Raw genomic sequence first — 14,673 nt, forward strand, 5'->3', positions numbered from 1 at the left:
CCAACCCAGGCCGGCTCTTCACTGGAATACCGGATATGTCCGCCAACCCCGGACGTTCGCTTACCTCAGTCATCAGAACCGACCGCCGGAATGATTCGTTGCCGTAAATGGTCATGATTCTCCCCTTCTTCAGTGACGAATACGATCACTGCCGGGGTCTAGGGCAACACAACCAATCTAACCCTGATCCCCCAACGAGTCCATGCGCCCTGAATCCGACTGCGTTAGGCCGCTCCCTAGAAAATGGACGAAACTGCATCGGCTGCATCAGCGGACGAAATGCATGACCCGCAATGCCGGACCCGCAGCCGGAGAATGAAGATACCCCTTACTAGAGCTGTCCTCAGCCAGAATCACGGTCTTGACCTGTTGTGTGAGCACTTCTGGCCACCTACGGGCGCGTCGTTAGATACTCGACATATGAAATGAGTGTCACCCAGATGGCGGTAGTGGCTAGCTGGCTCTGACCGACCAGCGGTGATTGGTGCAGGACATGAGTGTGGCACCCACCCCAGGTTCGGGGTAGGTGCCACACCATTATTGAAGGTTTGGCTAGAGCAATCCGCCCAGCGGGCCCTCGTTGTCCTCGCCACTGTCAGTAGAGCCGTCGACCGAGTTATCGGCATCGACGTCGGCATCCACATCAGGATTGGCGTCAACATCAGCGTCATTATCGCTGAAATTGCCGCTCAAGTTATCCGACACATCGGTGTCGATCCCGTTAAGCACGTTGTTGTTGCTCGCAACATCACCGATGTCCAGCGCATCACCCAGGATGTTATCCAGCGACACGTTGCCGCTGTCGGCGATTTGGTTATCGCTCACCTCGGTGGTGACCTCGTCCACACTGGTCTCGGTACTGTCGGCGGCGGCCATACTGGCGCCTCCGAGGATCATCACACCGCTGATAGCGGTTGCGGCCAGGGACTTCGTCAAAAGATTCTGCATATCGTGCCTCCATAATTCTGTTGGGAGTTGAAGGACACTACCCATTCGGGGCCAGGACCGTGACCGGATTGGTATGAATCCGAAACTCTTTCGTGACCACACCGCACACCCTCCGACCACACCCAACGCATACATACGCCAAGCCGCCCCCACAGGAACTGCCGCTCCCCCACAGGTTGGACGGCTTTAAGCTAACTCCCCGGGGGAATCCACCAAGGGTATTCACAGCCACCTTTTCGACGTGGACTCATAAAACGATGGACGCTCACGGACATTGAAAGTACGCTGATAAATGTCGCACCTCCTGGGGGCAGTGGCGACACCAAGAAGCTCTTCTCCTCTTCATCAATGAGTTCGCACTCAGCCGTCCAGGGAACAGCAATGGTGTGGTTCCTGGGTCCGGTGCAACTGCGGCGTGTGAAAGGTTGCCATGTTTCAGCGTTTCAAACCCCTTCTAACTGGAGTTGTCCTTACTCCGCTTCTTCTTCTCGGCACCGTACCCCTTGCCCAGGCCGCGGGGCCCGCTACGGGCGCGGCGGATGGTTCGCAGACCGTGCAGCGGGAAGTGAGCTTCGAAGTCCAGAACATCAACCGAAGCAAAATCCCCTGCGAAGCTGACGGTGAAACTTACACCGTGCGAGGCAGCATCACCGGCCCCCAGCAGGCCTTGGACGATCCGCAAGCCGTGACCCTTCTCCTCCACGGGCTCAGCTACGGCGAGTTCTTCGGCAACTACAGCGAACAGCCCGGCTACAACTTCGCCCAAAAGCAGGCCGCAGCAGGGCACGTGACCGTCACCGTCGACCGACTCGGCTACGACTCCTCCGACAAGCCCGACGGCACCGGCATCTGCTTCGGATCCCGCGCCGATATTGCCCACCAGATCGTCACGCAACTGCGCAGCGGCCAATACCAGGCCGACGACACAGCAGCCGCTCCCTCCTTCCCCGAAGTGGTGCTCGCCGGGCATTCCGTTGGAGGAATCATCGCCCAGGCAGCCGCCTACAGCTTCGGGGACATCGACGCGCTGATGGTCCTGTCCTACTCCGATACCACTGTCTCCCCCGCTGCGATGGGCGCCCTGGAAACAGCCATCGCGGCCTGCGAAGCAGGCGGAACGCTCTCCGAAGGTGACCCCGGGTCACCCGGGTACGTTTTCTTCGGGGCGGACACCCCGGAAATGTTCATCAAGGCCCACTTTTTCACCGACAACGCTGAACCAGCAGTGGTGGATACCACGGCGGGCCTGCGCAACATGGACCCCTGCGGTGACATCACCTCCTATAAGGACGCAGTGGACACAAACAAAGCCAACATCGGATCGATCGATGTTCCCACGCTCGTCCTCACCGGGGACAGCGACGCCATCTATCCCGTCCTCGCAGAACCCCAAGCCAGTCTCTTGACCGGCAGTAACGACGTCACAGCGGTCAACATCCCGGCCACCGGCCACGCACTCACCCTCCACAACAGCAAAGACCAATTCTCGGCCGAGGTCTCCGCTTGGCTGGACGCCCGCAACTTCGGCTCCACCCAGATGGGACAAATGCCCACCGGTGGAGCGGACACCGGTGTTCCAGGAACCCCGGCAACAAACACCGACGAAACCACGATCGGCATCACCGCCCTCGCCGCAGTCCTGATCCTCACCACCGCAGTGATCCTCACCACTCGCCGCAAAACAGCAGCTCACACCGACTAAGAAAAACCAGCGCACCAGCCCCGGAACGTAGCTCCCCGGGGACGACAGTGGCTTCCACACTTGCCTGACAAGTAGGCGTGGAAGCCACTGTCGTTTGCTTTTAGCGAGCCAGCGAACCGCCATCAGCCCGTGCCATGTTTACAAGAATCGTGCCACGAGAAGGGGCTGTTACGAATGCGGAAACCCGAAGAAGCGGACGTGCACACTGGTACAGCGGTAAGAGATCAACTGATGGGCATGGCCTACCAGTCTTCCAACAGCAAACCCGGAGCCCGATCAGCGCGGCCGGCCCGGCGAGCCCCAGCAACACCATCCGATGCGACCGGGCCAGACCAGCGCCGCTGCGGGCTGCCTGGACCCCGGCGTCAGGGGTTGCGCTGCTGCTCACGGTTGACCGCCGGATCTGGTCGGGGCAGAGCCGGCGGTAAGCCACTGCTCAAAGCGCACAGCCCCACCCCCTATGCGGGGAGGTGGGGCTGTGCGCCTGCGGCGAGGTCAGACGACCCGGATCTGCGCCATCATGTCGTGGTCCTCGTGCTCGAGGTTGTGGCAGTGGTAGGCGTAGCGGGTCAGGAACGCGCCCGGGGTCGGCCCGATGGGCACGGCGGGCCACTTCACGAGCACGCGCACCTTGTCGCGCGGGTTGAGGATCACCGTGTCCTTCCAGCCCCGCTCGTGGGCCTTCGGCGGCTGGCCATTGCGGTCCAGGATCTTGAAATTGACCAGGTGCATGTGCACCGGGTGCGACCAACCCCAGCCGTTGTCGAACTCCCAAATCTCGGTGTCTCCCGTCTTGGGTAGCGCGTCGATGCGGTTCTTGTCGTAGATCTTGTCGTTGATCGTGTAGAGGCCGTCCCAGCTCTTGCCGAACCTCCACCCGCGGGTCAGGACCGACGCCGCCGCGGTCGTGGCGATGTGCGTTGCGTCGGCCTGGTCGGCTGCGGGCCGAAGGACGGCCGGCACCGAGCTCGGGTCGGTCTCGGCGCGCACCACGTCGAAGCGCAGGATGCGCGATACCGACCCGCTGCCGTAGCCGTTGTCGAGGTAGACCGACGTGCCGACCGGGACCCGGCCGAAGTCGATGACGACCTCGTAGCGCTCGGCCGGCCAGATCGGCAGCTCGGTTAGGGTGACCGGCGCCTCCAGCAGCCCGCCCTCGGTGGCGATGAGCTGGAAGGACTGACCGTTGGACAGCCGCAGCAGGTAGGGGCGGGCGTTGGAGCCGTTGAGGAAGCGGAAGCGGTAGCGTCGGGCCGCGACCGGGGCGAAGGGCTGCGCCTTGCCGTTGGCGACCAGGACGTCGCCCTCGAAGCCCGCGTCGGTGGCCGCGACGGTTGCGTTCGCCGGGTACCACAGCGTCCCGTTGGCGTTGAAGCGCCGGTCCTGCACGACGATCGGGACGTCGTAATTGCCCTTGGGCAGCGGCAGCGCGTCGTCCAAGGCGTCATCGATGAGGTAGAAGCCAGCCAGGCCGCGGTAGGCGTTGCTGGCGCTGATGTGCTCCGCATGGTCGTGGTACCACTGCGTCCGGGCATTCTGGTTGTTACCCAGGGTGTAGGTCTTGGTGGCACCGGGTGCGATCGTGTCCGACGGATGCCCGTCGGAGTCGCCATCGACGTACGCGCCGTGTGTGTGGATCGAGGTGGGCACCAGCAGGTTGTTGGTCTGGTGGACCACCATTTGCCGCCCCTTACGGGTACGCAGCAACGGCCCGGGATACTGGCCGTTGTAGCCCCAGATAGGCGTCGAGACGCCCGGGAGAATCTCCGCCGTCCCCGCCCTCATCGTGATGGCGTAGACGTCGCCCGACGCCGTGCTCGACTGCGGGACCAGAGGCTGAGGAACGGGAAGCCGGCGGGTGTAGGGGGTGAAGGCCGGGCTCGACCCCCCACCGCCACCGTTGTTGTGGGACGCCAGTGCGGTATTGCCGAAGGGGAACAGGACGGCGGAGCCGGTGAGGACGCCGATCTTGAGTGCGTCGCGACGGTAGACACCGCCGAAGGAGCGGTTCGCGGCACGCCCGCGCACCAAGGCCTGGACGAGTAGGACCACGACGAGCAGCTGCAGCGTGATCGTCACGGCATCGACCGGGCCGATCGCCTCTACGTCGCGGTGCGGCCCGACGGGCAGACCGACCGTTCGCGACCAGGCCCACAGCGCGATCAGCGTAAGGTTGCCGAGCACGCCGGCCCACAGTAAGGCGCGGACGCCGGGGTAACGGGGAAGCAGCAGGGCGTACAGACCCTGCCCTAGGACGATCAAAACGAAGAACACCCCATACCCCCACCAGGCCCGACCGTGGTCTTGGACCTCCCACAGGTGTAGGACAGCGGCGGCCAACATGAGCCACCCCGCGAGCGGCAGCTTCACTACCGAGTGGTGAACCGTCTGCGTGGGCACACTCTGAGGCATCATCGGAAATCTTTCTAACCCTGGATTCGGACACGCACGGAGGATTCCTACAGCAGTTGGGGGTTTGCTTATGCACCTAACCCGAACAAAGCGGACGACTCGCAAAACTCAAAACGATGCGCACGCAGCTCGAACTGCACGTCAGCAACGGTGCGGTGTTGCGTCGACACGGGTGGAGCGATGGGCAGAAAGTTCGTCGTCATCGGCCTGTTCTGTGCCATTGATAAACCTGCTCCTTGAAACTCTTCGTCACTTTTGCGACTCTGTTAACAGTGATCGCTCCTTGCTGTCTCCGCACGAGTAGTGGCTACGTGTTTTCCAGGGCTCTCACACCGAGTAGTCGACGGAGGCTCGAGTTGTTCCTCTGAAAAGGGCTTATCCCGCTGCAAGAAAATGGCACCTTAGTTATCGCCGATGGTGGATTGCGATCGGATTAGCGACGTCCCTGCCCGGGTTTCTATTTCCACGCTTACGTCCGGTCGGGGAAGAGAAACCACCCGTCAGAGCCGTGTAACCCCGCCAGCATCCATGGACTCCTCCGGCGGCTGTCCTGTACTTAGTTCAAGAGCGACTTAGTTCAGGGGTGGGGTATCCGTCTACCCCTCTACCGGCACCAATTCCGTCGTAGTACACACCATATGGATGTCTGCCCACACCCCTCTAGGGCCACTCCAGCCTGGTTGAATGCGTTTAGAATAAAATGATTCAAATGCGGTCCAGCTCTTACCCACTGCCTGGGAATGGGCGGCCGTTTGGAAAGGGTGAGAAGAATGTTGTCCCTGGCCTCGTTGCGTGATTTGGGTCCGCTGCCGCCCTCCCTGCCGTTACCGCGCATTGCTCGTTCGGTTGGGAGCCCTGGCGATGAGTGATGGAACGGGGGCCGGGCTGGGGGACGGACTGGAAAAAGTCTGTTCCACCCTCTGCGCATCTTTTATCGACGCGCTGCCGGTGACAGGGGCTGCGCTATCCGCGTTCGGCGGGTCCTCACAAGAAACCGCTTTGTATGCCAGCGATGCCCTCGCGGCCCGGCTGGATGAGCTGCAATTCGATTTAGGCGAAGGCCCCCGATGGACTGCAACTAGTTCCCGGTTGCCGGTGTTGATTCCTCGGGTACGTTCAGCGTCCCATGAGGCCTGGCCGGTGTTCGGCAAGGCCCTGCAGGAAACGCAGGCCCGAGCCTTGTTCGTCTTTCCGATGGTCGTTGGTGCGATGGATGTTGGGGTGGTCGAACTGTACTGCACCAGCCCAGGACCACTGAGCGGGCCAGAGCTTGCGACGGCGCGTTCCCTCGTTGACGGCGCCGCGTGGACTTTGCTGCGCACCATCCTGGCCGTGGACCCCGAAGACGGCGAACACCAGAATGACTCGTTGTTGTCCCGCCGGGAAATCCATCAGGCAACAGGGATGGTAGTAGCGCAAACTAGTGGGAAAGCCGCGGACGCCTTGCTGTTACTGCGCGGCCACGCGTTCGCCAATGGGCTCACTCTTCGCCAAACCTCCGACGACGTTCTGGAAAGGCGTTTGGACTTCACCCCCTCCGTACCCTGATATCGGCAGAAGGAATTTGCTAGTATTCCTATATGGAAACGAGTACCCGCTCAAGCCGGGTCAGTGCGGCTTTCGTTAAACTCGCGGACACGCTGGTCGGCGACTACGACGTGTTGGAACTGCTGCATACCCTTGTCGAGCAGTCCGTCGAACTGCTCGACGCCAAGGCCGCCGGATTGATGCTGGCAGGCCCCGACGGAGTGCTCCAGGTGCTGGCCTCCACCAGCGAGGAAAGCCACTTAGTTGAAGTACTCCAACAAGAATCCGGTGCCGGCCCGTGTGTTGAGTGCTATACGACCGGGGTCCCTGTCACTATCCGTGACATTGCTGGGACAAAAGACCGGTGGCCCGAGTTCAGGGACGCCGCAACATCTCAGGGCTTCCAGTCGGTCCATGCCTTCCCGATGCGCTTGCACGGCAGAACCATCGGGGCGATGAACCTGTTCCGGGCCGACACTGGAGAACTCACCGACGAAGACGTAGCCATCGGTCAAGCGTTAGCCGACGTGGCGACCATAAGTCTTTTGCAAAAACGCACGGCCAGGGAATCTGATGTCGTCAATGAGCAGCTGCAGGAGGCCCTCAATAGCCGGATCCTCATCGAACAAGCCAAGGGCATGATCGCCCACATACAAAACATCAGTACAAACGAAGCATTTCAGCGTCTGCGCAGCTATTCGCGGGCCAACAGCCGCAACCTCCACGAAACGGCAGAAGCCGTGCTCAACCGCACCCTCACCATTTAAACCCGCCAAGTCTTATACGACCCGGTGTTAGGCAGGCGCCGCAGGGCGCATTACATTCCGTAGGCGCGTGCGCCGGAGCTGATCCACGCTGCGAAGGCGGCTGGGTCACCGCGCTGTAGCTCATCTGGATAGGCCCCTCGGAGTGAATATAAGCGCGCCCGTTCATCGGATGTGCGTGCGTCGATCACACCGAGATAGGTGACGCACCAAGCTCTACACAGATCCGTGTCGCCTAGTGCGCACCACGGCGGATTGCCTCGGCTGTGCACCGGTAGGCGTCGGTGATGTAGCTCTTTAACTTGGTCCGCCCGATGCGCCACTGCCCTCTGCCGCCAATTTGGATTGCTGGCAGATCTCTGCTCTGATAAATGCGCGGATCTGGCTCGTGCTGGTGTTAAGTTGCTGGGTGACGTCAAGGATGGTCATAAAGCTGGTGGGGTCGTCTGTACTCGCCCGTGACAGGGATACCGGTGTCGGTGTGTTTTAAGAAGCGACCGCCGCAGAAGGTAGGGGCTTCTGCGGCGGTCGCTTTGGGTGAGCTAATCGGTGGAGGGTTTAGGTCCGGTTAGTTCGGGTGCTGCTGTGTTATTTGCTGTTTATGCTTTGGTGTTGCTGCGGCGGACCATGTAGGTTCCACCGGCTGCTGCTGCCAGGACGAGTCCGCCACCGAGGGCGAGCATAGCATTGTTGGATCCGGTTTCCTGGGCCACACCAGTGTCGGCGCCACCGGCAGGCATGTCGCCCATCTGGGAGGCTACAAGAGTTCCACACAGTGCTGGTGAGGTCGCGCCGACGGGAAGTGCGGGGTCCAGGTCACTTGGGGAGTTGAAGACTTCCTCGGAGACACCGGCAGTTGCTGGGTCCAGGCCGTGAACGACGACGACGGCGGTACCGGCTTCGAGGGAAGCCTTGGTTTCGGCGTTGAGGTCGATTTCACGTTCGATGGTGTAGTTTCCGCCTTGGCCTCCGAGTTCGAGGTTGAGGCCTTCTTCGGGGCCGGTGGCGCCGCTGGTGGTCAGCGTGGTTTGGATTCCACCGTAGGAGGGGGCACCGTCGGTGGTGTTGAGGATGCCGTCACCGTTTTCATCCGCTGCTGGGGTCGGGCATTCGCCCAGCGCTCCACCGTGGATGTGCTGGACGTGAGGGTATGGTGCGTCCATGAAGGTTTCAGCAAGACCGGAAACCTGCAGGTTCACCAGTGCCTTGTCGCCGGTGACGTCAACGGTGATGCTGCCGGTGCCGGTGGTGCCGTTGAGCTGGCCCAAAGTCGAGGAGTAGGAGCCATCTGCTGCCATGGCCGGCGATGCTGCCATGGCCAGGGCGCCGAGGGCGAGGGTGGGAACTGCAAGGAAACGCATTGACTTGTTCATGGAAATAATTCCTTCACTGTGCGATGAGTGCGCATCCTGTGTCGGATCCGCTCTAATAGTGATTCGGAGCACATCCCGGGGTGGATTGGATCCCCCACACAATTACCCCGGAACTCCAGCACCCACAAAACGTGTAGTGCGTATTCTCACTGTAGGCACAGAACCACCTCGTTGGATAGCATTTCTATGTAACCGGTGATGCAGGTGAGGTTAGTGGGTAGCCTCGCACCATCGCCGAGAATTCCAATGGGTGCTGTGCGCGGACGTCAAGGACATCGGAGTTGTCACTGATTTTCTAGAGCACGCACAACAGGAAAAGAACACCCCTTATTGCCAGGTAAAGATCAGACGGCAGGCGTAGTATCTTAGCTATCTTCACGTGCGAGTGACTGATGGGCCGGAATGGGTTTACCCGGTCGAAAGCGTCGGAGAACACAAAAGAACGGCCTCCACCGTGTGCTCTCCGGCGCTTCCTCATGCCACCACCGAGTTCATGCGACCCCTCAGTAACCAAAGCCCCTGGTGGCGGCGGCGAGGTATATGTGCTGAGAAAAACATTCGCCTAACCTTCCCTTCACAGTCATCACACGGGCCCATCCTCCGCGCTTTACGTGACGAATATCATGTGGTGAAGGTTTTACGGCAACCGCGTGTCGAATCGACTGACCGCCTACAGCTGTCCCCGACCCGACCACGGTTCCCGGGCCTCCCAGGAACGAAGTTCAACCGTCCAGGCAGAGCCGCGTAACAAGCCGGTGATGATTGCCCTGCGGGTACTCATCGCCGCGGTGACCGCACCGACGACAACCGGGATGACTCAGAGCAGTAGGCCGCCCCGTGCCCGTTAGGTCTCATCGTCAGCGGCAGGAGCACGCTGAATTCTGATCTTCGGCTTAAGAAACGAAAACCGCACCGCTGTTTTGGCCCACGCCGTGGCATGCGCCTTCACCCTGTGAGCTTCGGACGGGTAGCGCCCTCGACACGTACACCCGCCGCGGCGAGGGTAAATCCGTGGCAGGGTTTACGCGCCGAATCCACTTCGGTTTCGGTAAGCATCACTGGTTCCTCACCCATCACCCAGTTCTCAATCCACCGATCCATCAGCCGGTATAGGGCAGCTATCAGACACGCGCTGGAACACGGACGAAGATCTCTCAAATGTTGGGGGATCGGCCCTGGCTGGGGGCACAAGGTAGTGGCAGGTCACCGACATCGTCGTTTGTCCGGGACTAAAGACACTATCGTTGCCGCCTGCAGGTAGCGATAGTGGAAGTGAGAAGATGGCCGGTTCTCCCACCCATCCATCCACCTGGCCGAGTCGCTGTCGAGAGGAATAGCCATGATGTATTGGAACGGCGATATGGGGGTGTGGGGGTACATCCTGATGGGAATCAGTTTCCTGCTTTTCTGGGGGGCTGTGATCACGGGCATTGTCCTGCTCTTGCGCTCCACCGGTAATTCCGGTCAGCGCGGCGCTCAGCTGCCCCCGCCACGGATGTCTGAGGATCTGCTGGCCGACCGGTTCGCGCGGGGGGAGATCGACGAAACCGAGTATCGCAGTCGGATTGCCGTGCTGGAAGGTCGGGCCGGACCCTGAAGTAGGGTGCCCGATCCTGATGCGGTTATTGATAATGTCCGCAGACATGAACGTCTATCTTGTGGAGTGAATGCATGGAACACAAGCTGCAGGTGTTTGTTCGGCTGGACATGAACATGGACCGCACCGGCGTGGTTCTCCAGGTCAATGGCTGCCTCACCGACAACAGCTACGAAGCACTATTCCCGCTGATCCACTGTGCCCGGTCGCTAGCCGGCGGTCTGGCTGTCGTCGTGGATCTCTACGAAACCAAACATATTGACGTCGACGCGCTCCATTTTCTTAACGTCTTCGCTGCCAACGAAAACGCCGCTGACAGCCGAAGAATCAGCGTCAAGGCTCCGAGGGTCATACCAAGATGCCCCGCACTGAAGCGAAGCACCCCCATAGCCGAGCAGGTGGCTTCATGAACAGCATCACCGTTTCACCGACAGCGACAGCACCGACCATAGTGATCTCGGCCGCCGTGGCTCCGGTGGCAGTGACCACTGAGCGGGTGTCGTCAAATGCGGATTCTTGAGGATCTGTTGTACCTCTTCGACGAAGCACTACCGCCCCTTCTAGTGGATCTGTCGGGTGTCACGACTGCCGAATTGCGGGGGCTGTGCAACCGGGTCTTCCGGGAGTTGGACCATGGTTTTCCTCGGGTTGGTGCGAGCGATGACTTTCAGGCGCTCTCGGAGGAACTTCAAACCCGTTCGCAGGAGCCTCCGCGATGACCATAGCGGCCGTGGCGCCGGGTATCCGGGCGTCTGTGTTTGATCATCAGCTGCTATCCCGTTTCGAGGTCTATTCGGACGGGCATGTTGCCGGGTATTCCCGATACAGGATAGACACCGGTCAACTATGGATTCTTGAAACGGTGATCGACGACCGGCATTACAAAGGCTGCCATCTGGACAAAGTATTGATGGACGCCGTGCTGAGCAGTGCGCACCGTCGCCGGCTGGCGATCCTGCCGTTCTGTCCGATGATCAGAGCCTACCTGAGCACACAGCCACAGTACTTCCATCTCATCCCCCAGCCAGGCGCCGACATACTGCCCCAAGAGCAGCCGGCGACGGCGGAAAAGCGGTATGAGCGGGAAAATTATCATGTTTCCGGTGAACGCCTGGTGGGATAGCAACGGCCGGATCCCCTCGGACCTCACCGCCATCCCTACCTTGGACCTGATTATTCTGACTATCAGAATGCACCAGCGGGTCCAGGCCGACCGCCGCCTGAGCCTGCACTACAAAGAACTGGCTGAAGAACTCAGCACACGCCAACCTGCCTTCTGAGCCTCAGATCCTAGTCGGCAACCGGTGCAGTCAGGTCGCTGGTGAAATCCAGTATCATGAGCGTGGAAGAGCACCGGGCTAAAGCATGAACACAACACATTCGTCAGAATCCGGAAGCAGAGCCGGAATCGAAGGCTTAACTCACGTCGGCCGCTAAACCTGCGCGAAGCGGCACCCAGAAGCGAACGCAGCTCACGGACTCGAACAACCACTTGTTTTTATCGAACGCGGTAGTGGCCATGGCGCGGCCAGACGTAGTCGCTAGGGGCAGAGCCCGGTGCTGCTTCCTCAGCAGTAATTCCGAGTAACTGACCGATATCTGCCCAGTGACTCCCTCGTGTCGGGCTAGTTTCACTGCGGCGGTGAGTTCCCGCTCTGCCCGCATGAGATGTTCTTGCTTGTTGTCGATCAGATCCCGTCAGCCCTCGATGAGCCAGCCCCGGCCTATCATTTCGTCGTCATTGGATTGTTCGAAACAATCACCTAGTAGCCGGTACTGGTGCATCAGCTTCGATGCTGCGTCGGGGTCCAGTCCGTCGAAATCATTGGTATCGCTGGGGCCTGCATAGGGCTTGTCCCTCACCAAGCTCACCGAATCCTGAAACCAGCCTTTGGACCCGTCCCGGATCACCTACCGTCCCGGGTCCGCAGGCACTGGGGTAGAACGGGCGTCCGTCGTCAGTTATAGCTTAAGTGTGTGGCAGGAGCCCGTTTCTTCTCCTTGTATCAGGCGGAGGGACAGGATGGCCCGGGGGAATAACCGCTGTCGGCGTCACTGAGGTGCCGTGACGCCGGGTTCGATGGTGACGCCACGCCAGAAGGCGACACGGTTCTTGATCGGCAGCGCCCGCTGCTCGGTTCGGGATAGAACCAGGCGGCGTCCGTATTCTGCCGTCCATCGACTTCCAGGGTGCGGTAACTGGCCTTGCCCTTCCACGGGCAGACAGAGTACATATCACTGTCCTTGAAATACCGTTTGTCGACCGCGTCCATGGGGAAGTAGCTGTTGCCCTCGACCACCACACCATCCTCGGACTCGGCGATGACCGCTCCATTCCACAGTGCTCTTGCCATAGTGGGTTCCCTTTCCCTGTGGCCCGGCCAGCTTTGCCTGACCGGGCGGCATTGTTCCTCGGGCCGTGGAGTGCGTCAGGGTCCGGAGTGTGTGCCCCGCTACTGTAGGCCTACCGGGGCCTGGCCCACGGTGTCCTGGGTTACAGAACTATCGCCCACCGCCGCCTAGCGTGCAAAGGTGCCCGAAGATCAGGGACCGCCGTTATCACCACCTAAGGAGAGCCATGACGTTCGATAATTCGACAACAGCGCTCGTGCTGACAGACCCACAGAATGATTTCCTCAGCCCCGACGGGGTGACATAGGAACTGGTCGGGCACAGTGTGCGGGAAAACAACACGGTCGAACACATCGACCAGTTGGTCGCGACCGCCGAAACCACCGGGTACAAGGTTTTCATCTCCCCGCACTACTACTTCCCGCAGGATCACCAATGGGAATTCGGCGGGACACTGGAAAAGAAAATGCACGAAATCGGTATGTTCGACCGACCCGGACCCCTGAGCCTGGAGGGATTCGAAGGCTCAGGCGCTGACTGGCTGGAGCAGTACAAGCCCTACATCTAGGACGGAAAGACCGTTATTTGCAGCCCCCACAAGGTGTACGGGCCGGAACAGAACGACCTCGTCCTTCAGCTACGCAAACGCGGCATCAGCAAGGTAGTCCTGGCAGGAATGTCAGCCAATCTTTGCATCGAGAGCCACCTGAGGGAACTGCTGGGGCAGGGCTTCGACGTGACGGTCGTCGCGGACGCCACGGCAGCCGCACAACACACTGAACTGGGAGACGGCTACGCCGCTGCACTGACGAACTTCAACTACATCGCAGGTGCCGTCATCACCACCGACGAGGCCGGTGCGTCGTTTCAGGCCTCACCCTGACAACATCAGGGACGTCCTGGGTGCCCTGATCATGAGTGTGTCAGCCAGGCGCCTCATGCTTCGCAGTACACCCTCGAGAACAAGTGGTCAGGAATTGGGGAGCATGGTTTGCTGACTTCAGAACGGCCGGGGAAGTAAATCCTGGCAGGCCTGTTCGCAGCGGCGGCAGGCCTCGGCAGCGATCCGGCAATATGGGTAAGTCTCGGCGTGCCTTTCATACTCGATGGCGCTCGTGGTGCAGAAGTCTCTGCATGCCATCAGGATTGTCTTCAGGAGGTTGCCGTCGACATCGGTCAGCCTGCTGAGGAACCGGCCAGTGGCCATACAAAGATCAGCGCAGTCCAAACTGAGACGAATGCACTTTCGCAATTCAGCTACCGTCTCTTCCGCCATACAAGCGTCCGCGCAGGCATCGCTTGCCTGTGCGCAGGCGAAGGCAGCTTCAATGCATGTGCCCAGCGCTTCGGCTAATAATGGCTCACCGTCAGGGTGCGCCGCCATCATGGATCTAGCTGTACTCGTAGTCTCTCCCTATAAAGTGCCATCACATTGAGACTGTTCATTCCAGCACCTTCGTACCCGGCTCGTCCCGGACGCTGGTCCGCCCCGGGTTTGTGTCAGAGACTATCGTTTCGATGAGGATTTCCGAATGCAGGGTGCGGTGGACTGGGCACTTATCAGCGATTTCGCGCCATATTTGACGCTGGTCGTCGTTGAGCTCGAACCCAGAACACAAACGGGACTACCCCGGATTTGGTTACGGTGCGGGCACTTAGCGCGAATGATGAGATTCTCGCGAACATCGAGACCAGCCTGGAATGGACCAGATTTGGCGGGTCCGAGGAATGCGGGGACCAATGCGCACCGAGTCAATCCTACTCAACACCGAAGCATAGACCGACTACTCATCATCGGTTATGGCACCCAGCTAGATGAATTCAAACCACCGTAGGACAACAGCCATGCGGCCGAGACCGCGCCATATCGTTGTCCCACAAGCCGGTGGTGAGTTCAGTCGGTCGTTGCAACACCCCTATTGATGCGAGGTGTTGTGTATGTCATCGAAGAAGGAACGGATTGTTCAGGAGGCACGGTTCTGGGTATTGATGGCCCAG

At 60.2% G+C, this 14,673-nt stretch carries 16 protein-coding genes; 10 read left to right on the top strand and 6 right to left on the bottom strand.

What is annotated here, in order from left to right:
• Positions 1-552: 552 nt before the first annotated feature.
• Complete coding sequence (locus ACX80O_RS16090) at positions 553-948, bottom strand: hypothetical protein (protein ID WP_459334075.1); 396 nt, start codon at positions 946-948, stop codon at positions 553-555.
• A 430-nt stretch (positions 949-1,378) separates the two neighbouring features.
• On the opposite strand from ACX80O_RS16090, the gene ACX80O_RS16095 reads away from it, so the two are divergent.
• Positions 1,379-2,650 (top strand): alpha/beta hydrolase, encoded by a 1,272-nt coding sequence (locus ACX80O_RS16095; RefSeq protein WP_459334076.1) that lies wholly within the window; start codon positions 1,379-1,381, stop codon positions 2,648-2,650.
• 495 nt (positions 2,651-3,145) lie between these two features.
• Here the strand turns inward: ACX80O_RS16095 and ACX80O_RS16100 are convergent, their stop codons facing one another.
• Positions 3,146-5,065, bottom strand: coding sequence for a multicopper oxidase family protein (locus tag ACX80O_RS16100; RefSeq protein ID WP_459334077.1), 1,920 nt, complete (start codon positions 5,063-5,065; stop codon positions 3,146-3,148).
• A gap of 858 nt (positions 5,066-5,923) precedes the next feature.
• Between ACX80O_RS16100 and ACX80O_RS16105 the strand changes: the two genes are divergently transcribed.
• Together ACX80O_RS16105 and ACX80O_RS16110 are read left to right on the top strand one after the other, a co-directional pair.
• Positions 5,924-6,610, top strand: coding sequence for a GAF and ANTAR domain-containing protein (locus ACX80O_RS16105; RefSeq protein ID WP_459334078.1), 687 nt, complete (start codon positions 5,924-5,926; stop codon positions 6,608-6,610).
• A gap of 32 nt (positions 6,611-6,642) precedes the next feature.
• Complete coding sequence (locus ACX80O_RS16110) at positions 6,643-7,356, top strand: ANTAR domain-containing protein (RefSeq protein WP_459334079.1); 714 nt, start codon at positions 6,643-6,645, stop codon at positions 7,354-7,356.
• 596 nt (positions 7,357-7,952) lie between these two features.
• Here the strand turns inward: ACX80O_RS16110 and ACX80O_RS16115 are convergent.
• Complete coding sequence (locus tag ACX80O_RS16115; protein WP_459334080.1) at positions 7,953-8,726, bottom strand: GVDTG sorting domain-containing protein; 774 nt, start codon at positions 8,724-8,726, stop codon at positions 7,953-7,955.
• Between the two features lie 650 nt (positions 8,727-9,376).
• On the opposite strand from ACX80O_RS16115, the gene ACX80O_RS16120 reads away from it, so the two are divergent.
• The 5 genes from ACX80O_RS16120 to ACX80O_RS16140 all read left to right on the top strand — a co-directional run bounded on the left by ACX80O_RS16120 (position 9,377) and on the right by ACX80O_RS16140 (position 11,603).
• Positions 9,377-9,574, top strand: coding sequence for a hypothetical protein (locus ACX80O_RS16120; RefSeq protein WP_459334081.1), 198 nt, complete (start codon positions 9,377-9,379; stop codon positions 9,572-9,574).
• Between the two features lie 491 nt (positions 9,575-10,065).
• Complete coding sequence (locus ACX80O_RS16125) at positions 10,066-10,323, top strand: SHOCT domain-containing protein (protein WP_459334082.1); 258 nt, start codon at positions 10,066-10,068, stop codon at positions 10,321-10,323.
• A gap of 74 nt (positions 10,324-10,397) precedes the next feature.
• Positions 10,398-10,733 (top strand): hypothetical protein, encoded by a 336-nt coding sequence (locus ACX80O_RS16130; RefSeq protein WP_459334083.1) that lies wholly within the window; start codon positions 10,398-10,400, stop codon positions 10,731-10,733.
• A 305-nt stretch (positions 10,734-11,038) separates the two neighbouring features.
• Positions 11,039-11,446 (top strand): GNAT family N-acetyltransferase, encoded by a 408-nt coding sequence (locus ACX80O_RS16135; RefSeq protein WP_459334084.1) that lies wholly within the window; start codon positions 11,039-11,041, stop codon positions 11,444-11,446.
• Complete coding sequence (locus tag ACX80O_RS16140) at positions 11,427-11,603, top strand: hypothetical protein (RefSeq protein ID WP_459334085.1); 177 nt, start codon at positions 11,427-11,429, stop codon at positions 11,601-11,603. Before ACX80O_RS16135 ends, ACX80O_RS16140 begins: the two co-directional genes overlap by 20 nt.
• Positions 11,604-12,021: 418 nt before the next feature.
• On the opposite strand, the gene ACX80O_RS16145 is transcribed toward ACX80O_RS16140, so the two are convergent.
• Together ACX80O_RS16145 and ACX80O_RS16150 are read right to left on the bottom strand one after the other, a co-directional pair.
• The gene (locus tag ACX80O_RS16145) at positions 12,022-12,195 is read right to left on the bottom strand and encodes a hypothetical protein (protein WP_459334086.1); all 174 of its coding nucleotides are present in this window, start codon (positions 12,193-12,195) and stop codon (positions 12,022-12,024) included.
• A 134-nt stretch (positions 12,196-12,329) separates the two neighbouring features.
• Positions 12,330-12,677 carry a DUF427 domain-containing protein gene (locus tag ACX80O_RS16150; RefSeq protein WP_459334087.1) on the bottom strand — a complete coding sequence of 116 codons (348 nt, stop codon included), beginning with the start codon at positions 12,675-12,677 and terminating at the stop codon, positions 12,330-12,332.
• Positions 12,678-13,000: 323 nt separating this feature from the next.
• Between ACX80O_RS16150 and ACX80O_RS16155 the strand changes: the two genes are divergently transcribed.
• Both ACX80O_RS16155 and ACX80O_RS16160 read left to right on the top strand, forming a co-directional pair.
• Positions 13,001-13,243 carry a hypothetical protein gene (locus tag ACX80O_RS16155; protein ID WP_459334088.1) on the top strand — a complete coding sequence of 81 codons (243 nt, stop codon included), beginning with the start codon at positions 13,001-13,003 and terminating at the stop codon, positions 13,241-13,243.
• A 33-nt stretch (positions 13,244-13,276) separates the two neighbouring features.
• Positions 13,277-13,558, top strand: a complete 282-nt coding sequence (locus ACX80O_RS16160; RefSeq protein ID WP_459334089.1) for an isochorismatase family protein — start codon at positions 13,277-13,279, stop codon at positions 13,556-13,558.
• 117 nt (positions 13,559-13,675) lie between these two features.
• Here the strand turns inward: ACX80O_RS16160 and ACX80O_RS16165 are convergent, their stop codons facing one another.
• Entirely contained in the window at positions 13,676-14,062 is a 387-nt protein-coding gene (locus ACX80O_RS16165; RefSeq protein ID WP_459334090.1) for a four-helix bundle copper-binding protein, read from the bottom strand.
• Between the last annotated feature and the right edge of the window lie 611 nt (positions 14,063-14,673).

The organism is Arthrobacter glycogeni, from assembly GCF_054511155.1.

Coding starts and splice junctions, on each gene's coding strand:
- ACX80O_RS16090 (WP_459334075.1), bottom strand. CDS start 948: ATGCAGAATCTTTTGACGAAGTCCCTGGCCGCAACCGCTATCAGCGGT.
- ACX80O_RS16095 (WP_459334076.1), top strand. CDS start 1,379: ATGTTTCAGCGTTTCAAACCCCTTCTAACTGGAGTTGTCCTTACTCCG.
- ACX80O_RS16100 (WP_459334077.1), bottom strand. CDS start 5,065: ATGATGCCTCAGAGTGTGCCCACGCAGACGGTTCACCACTCGGTAGTG.
- ACX80O_RS16105 (WP_459334078.1), top strand. CDS start 5,924: ATGAGTGATGGAACGGGGGCCGGGCTGGGGGACGGACTGGAAAAAGTC.
- ACX80O_RS16110 (WP_459334079.1), top strand. CDS start 6,643: ATGGAAACGAGTACCCGCTCAAGCCGGGTCAGTGCGGCTTTCGTTAAA.
- ACX80O_RS16115 (WP_459334080.1), bottom strand. CDS start 8,726: ATGAACAAGTCAATGCGTTTCCTTGCAGTTCCCACCCTCGCCCTCGGC.
- ACX80O_RS16125 (WP_459334082.1), top strand. CDS start 10,066: ATGATGTATTGGAACGGCGATATGGGGGTGTGGGGGTACATCCTGATG.
- ACX80O_RS16130 (WP_459334083.1), top strand. CDS start 10,398: ATGGAACACAAGCTGCAGGTGTTTGTTCGGCTGGACATGAACATGGAC.
- ACX80O_RS16135 (WP_459334084.1), top strand. CDS start 11,039: ATGACCATAGCGGCCGTGGCGCCGGGTATCCGGGCGTCTGTGTTTGAT.
- ACX80O_RS16150 (WP_459334087.1), bottom strand. CDS start 12,677: ATGGCAAGAGCACTGTGGAATGGAGCGGTCATCGCCGAGTCCGAGGAT.
- ACX80O_RS16165 (WP_459334090.1), bottom strand. CDS start 14,062: ATGATGGCGGCGCACCCTGACGGTGAGCCATTATTAGCCGAAGCGCTG.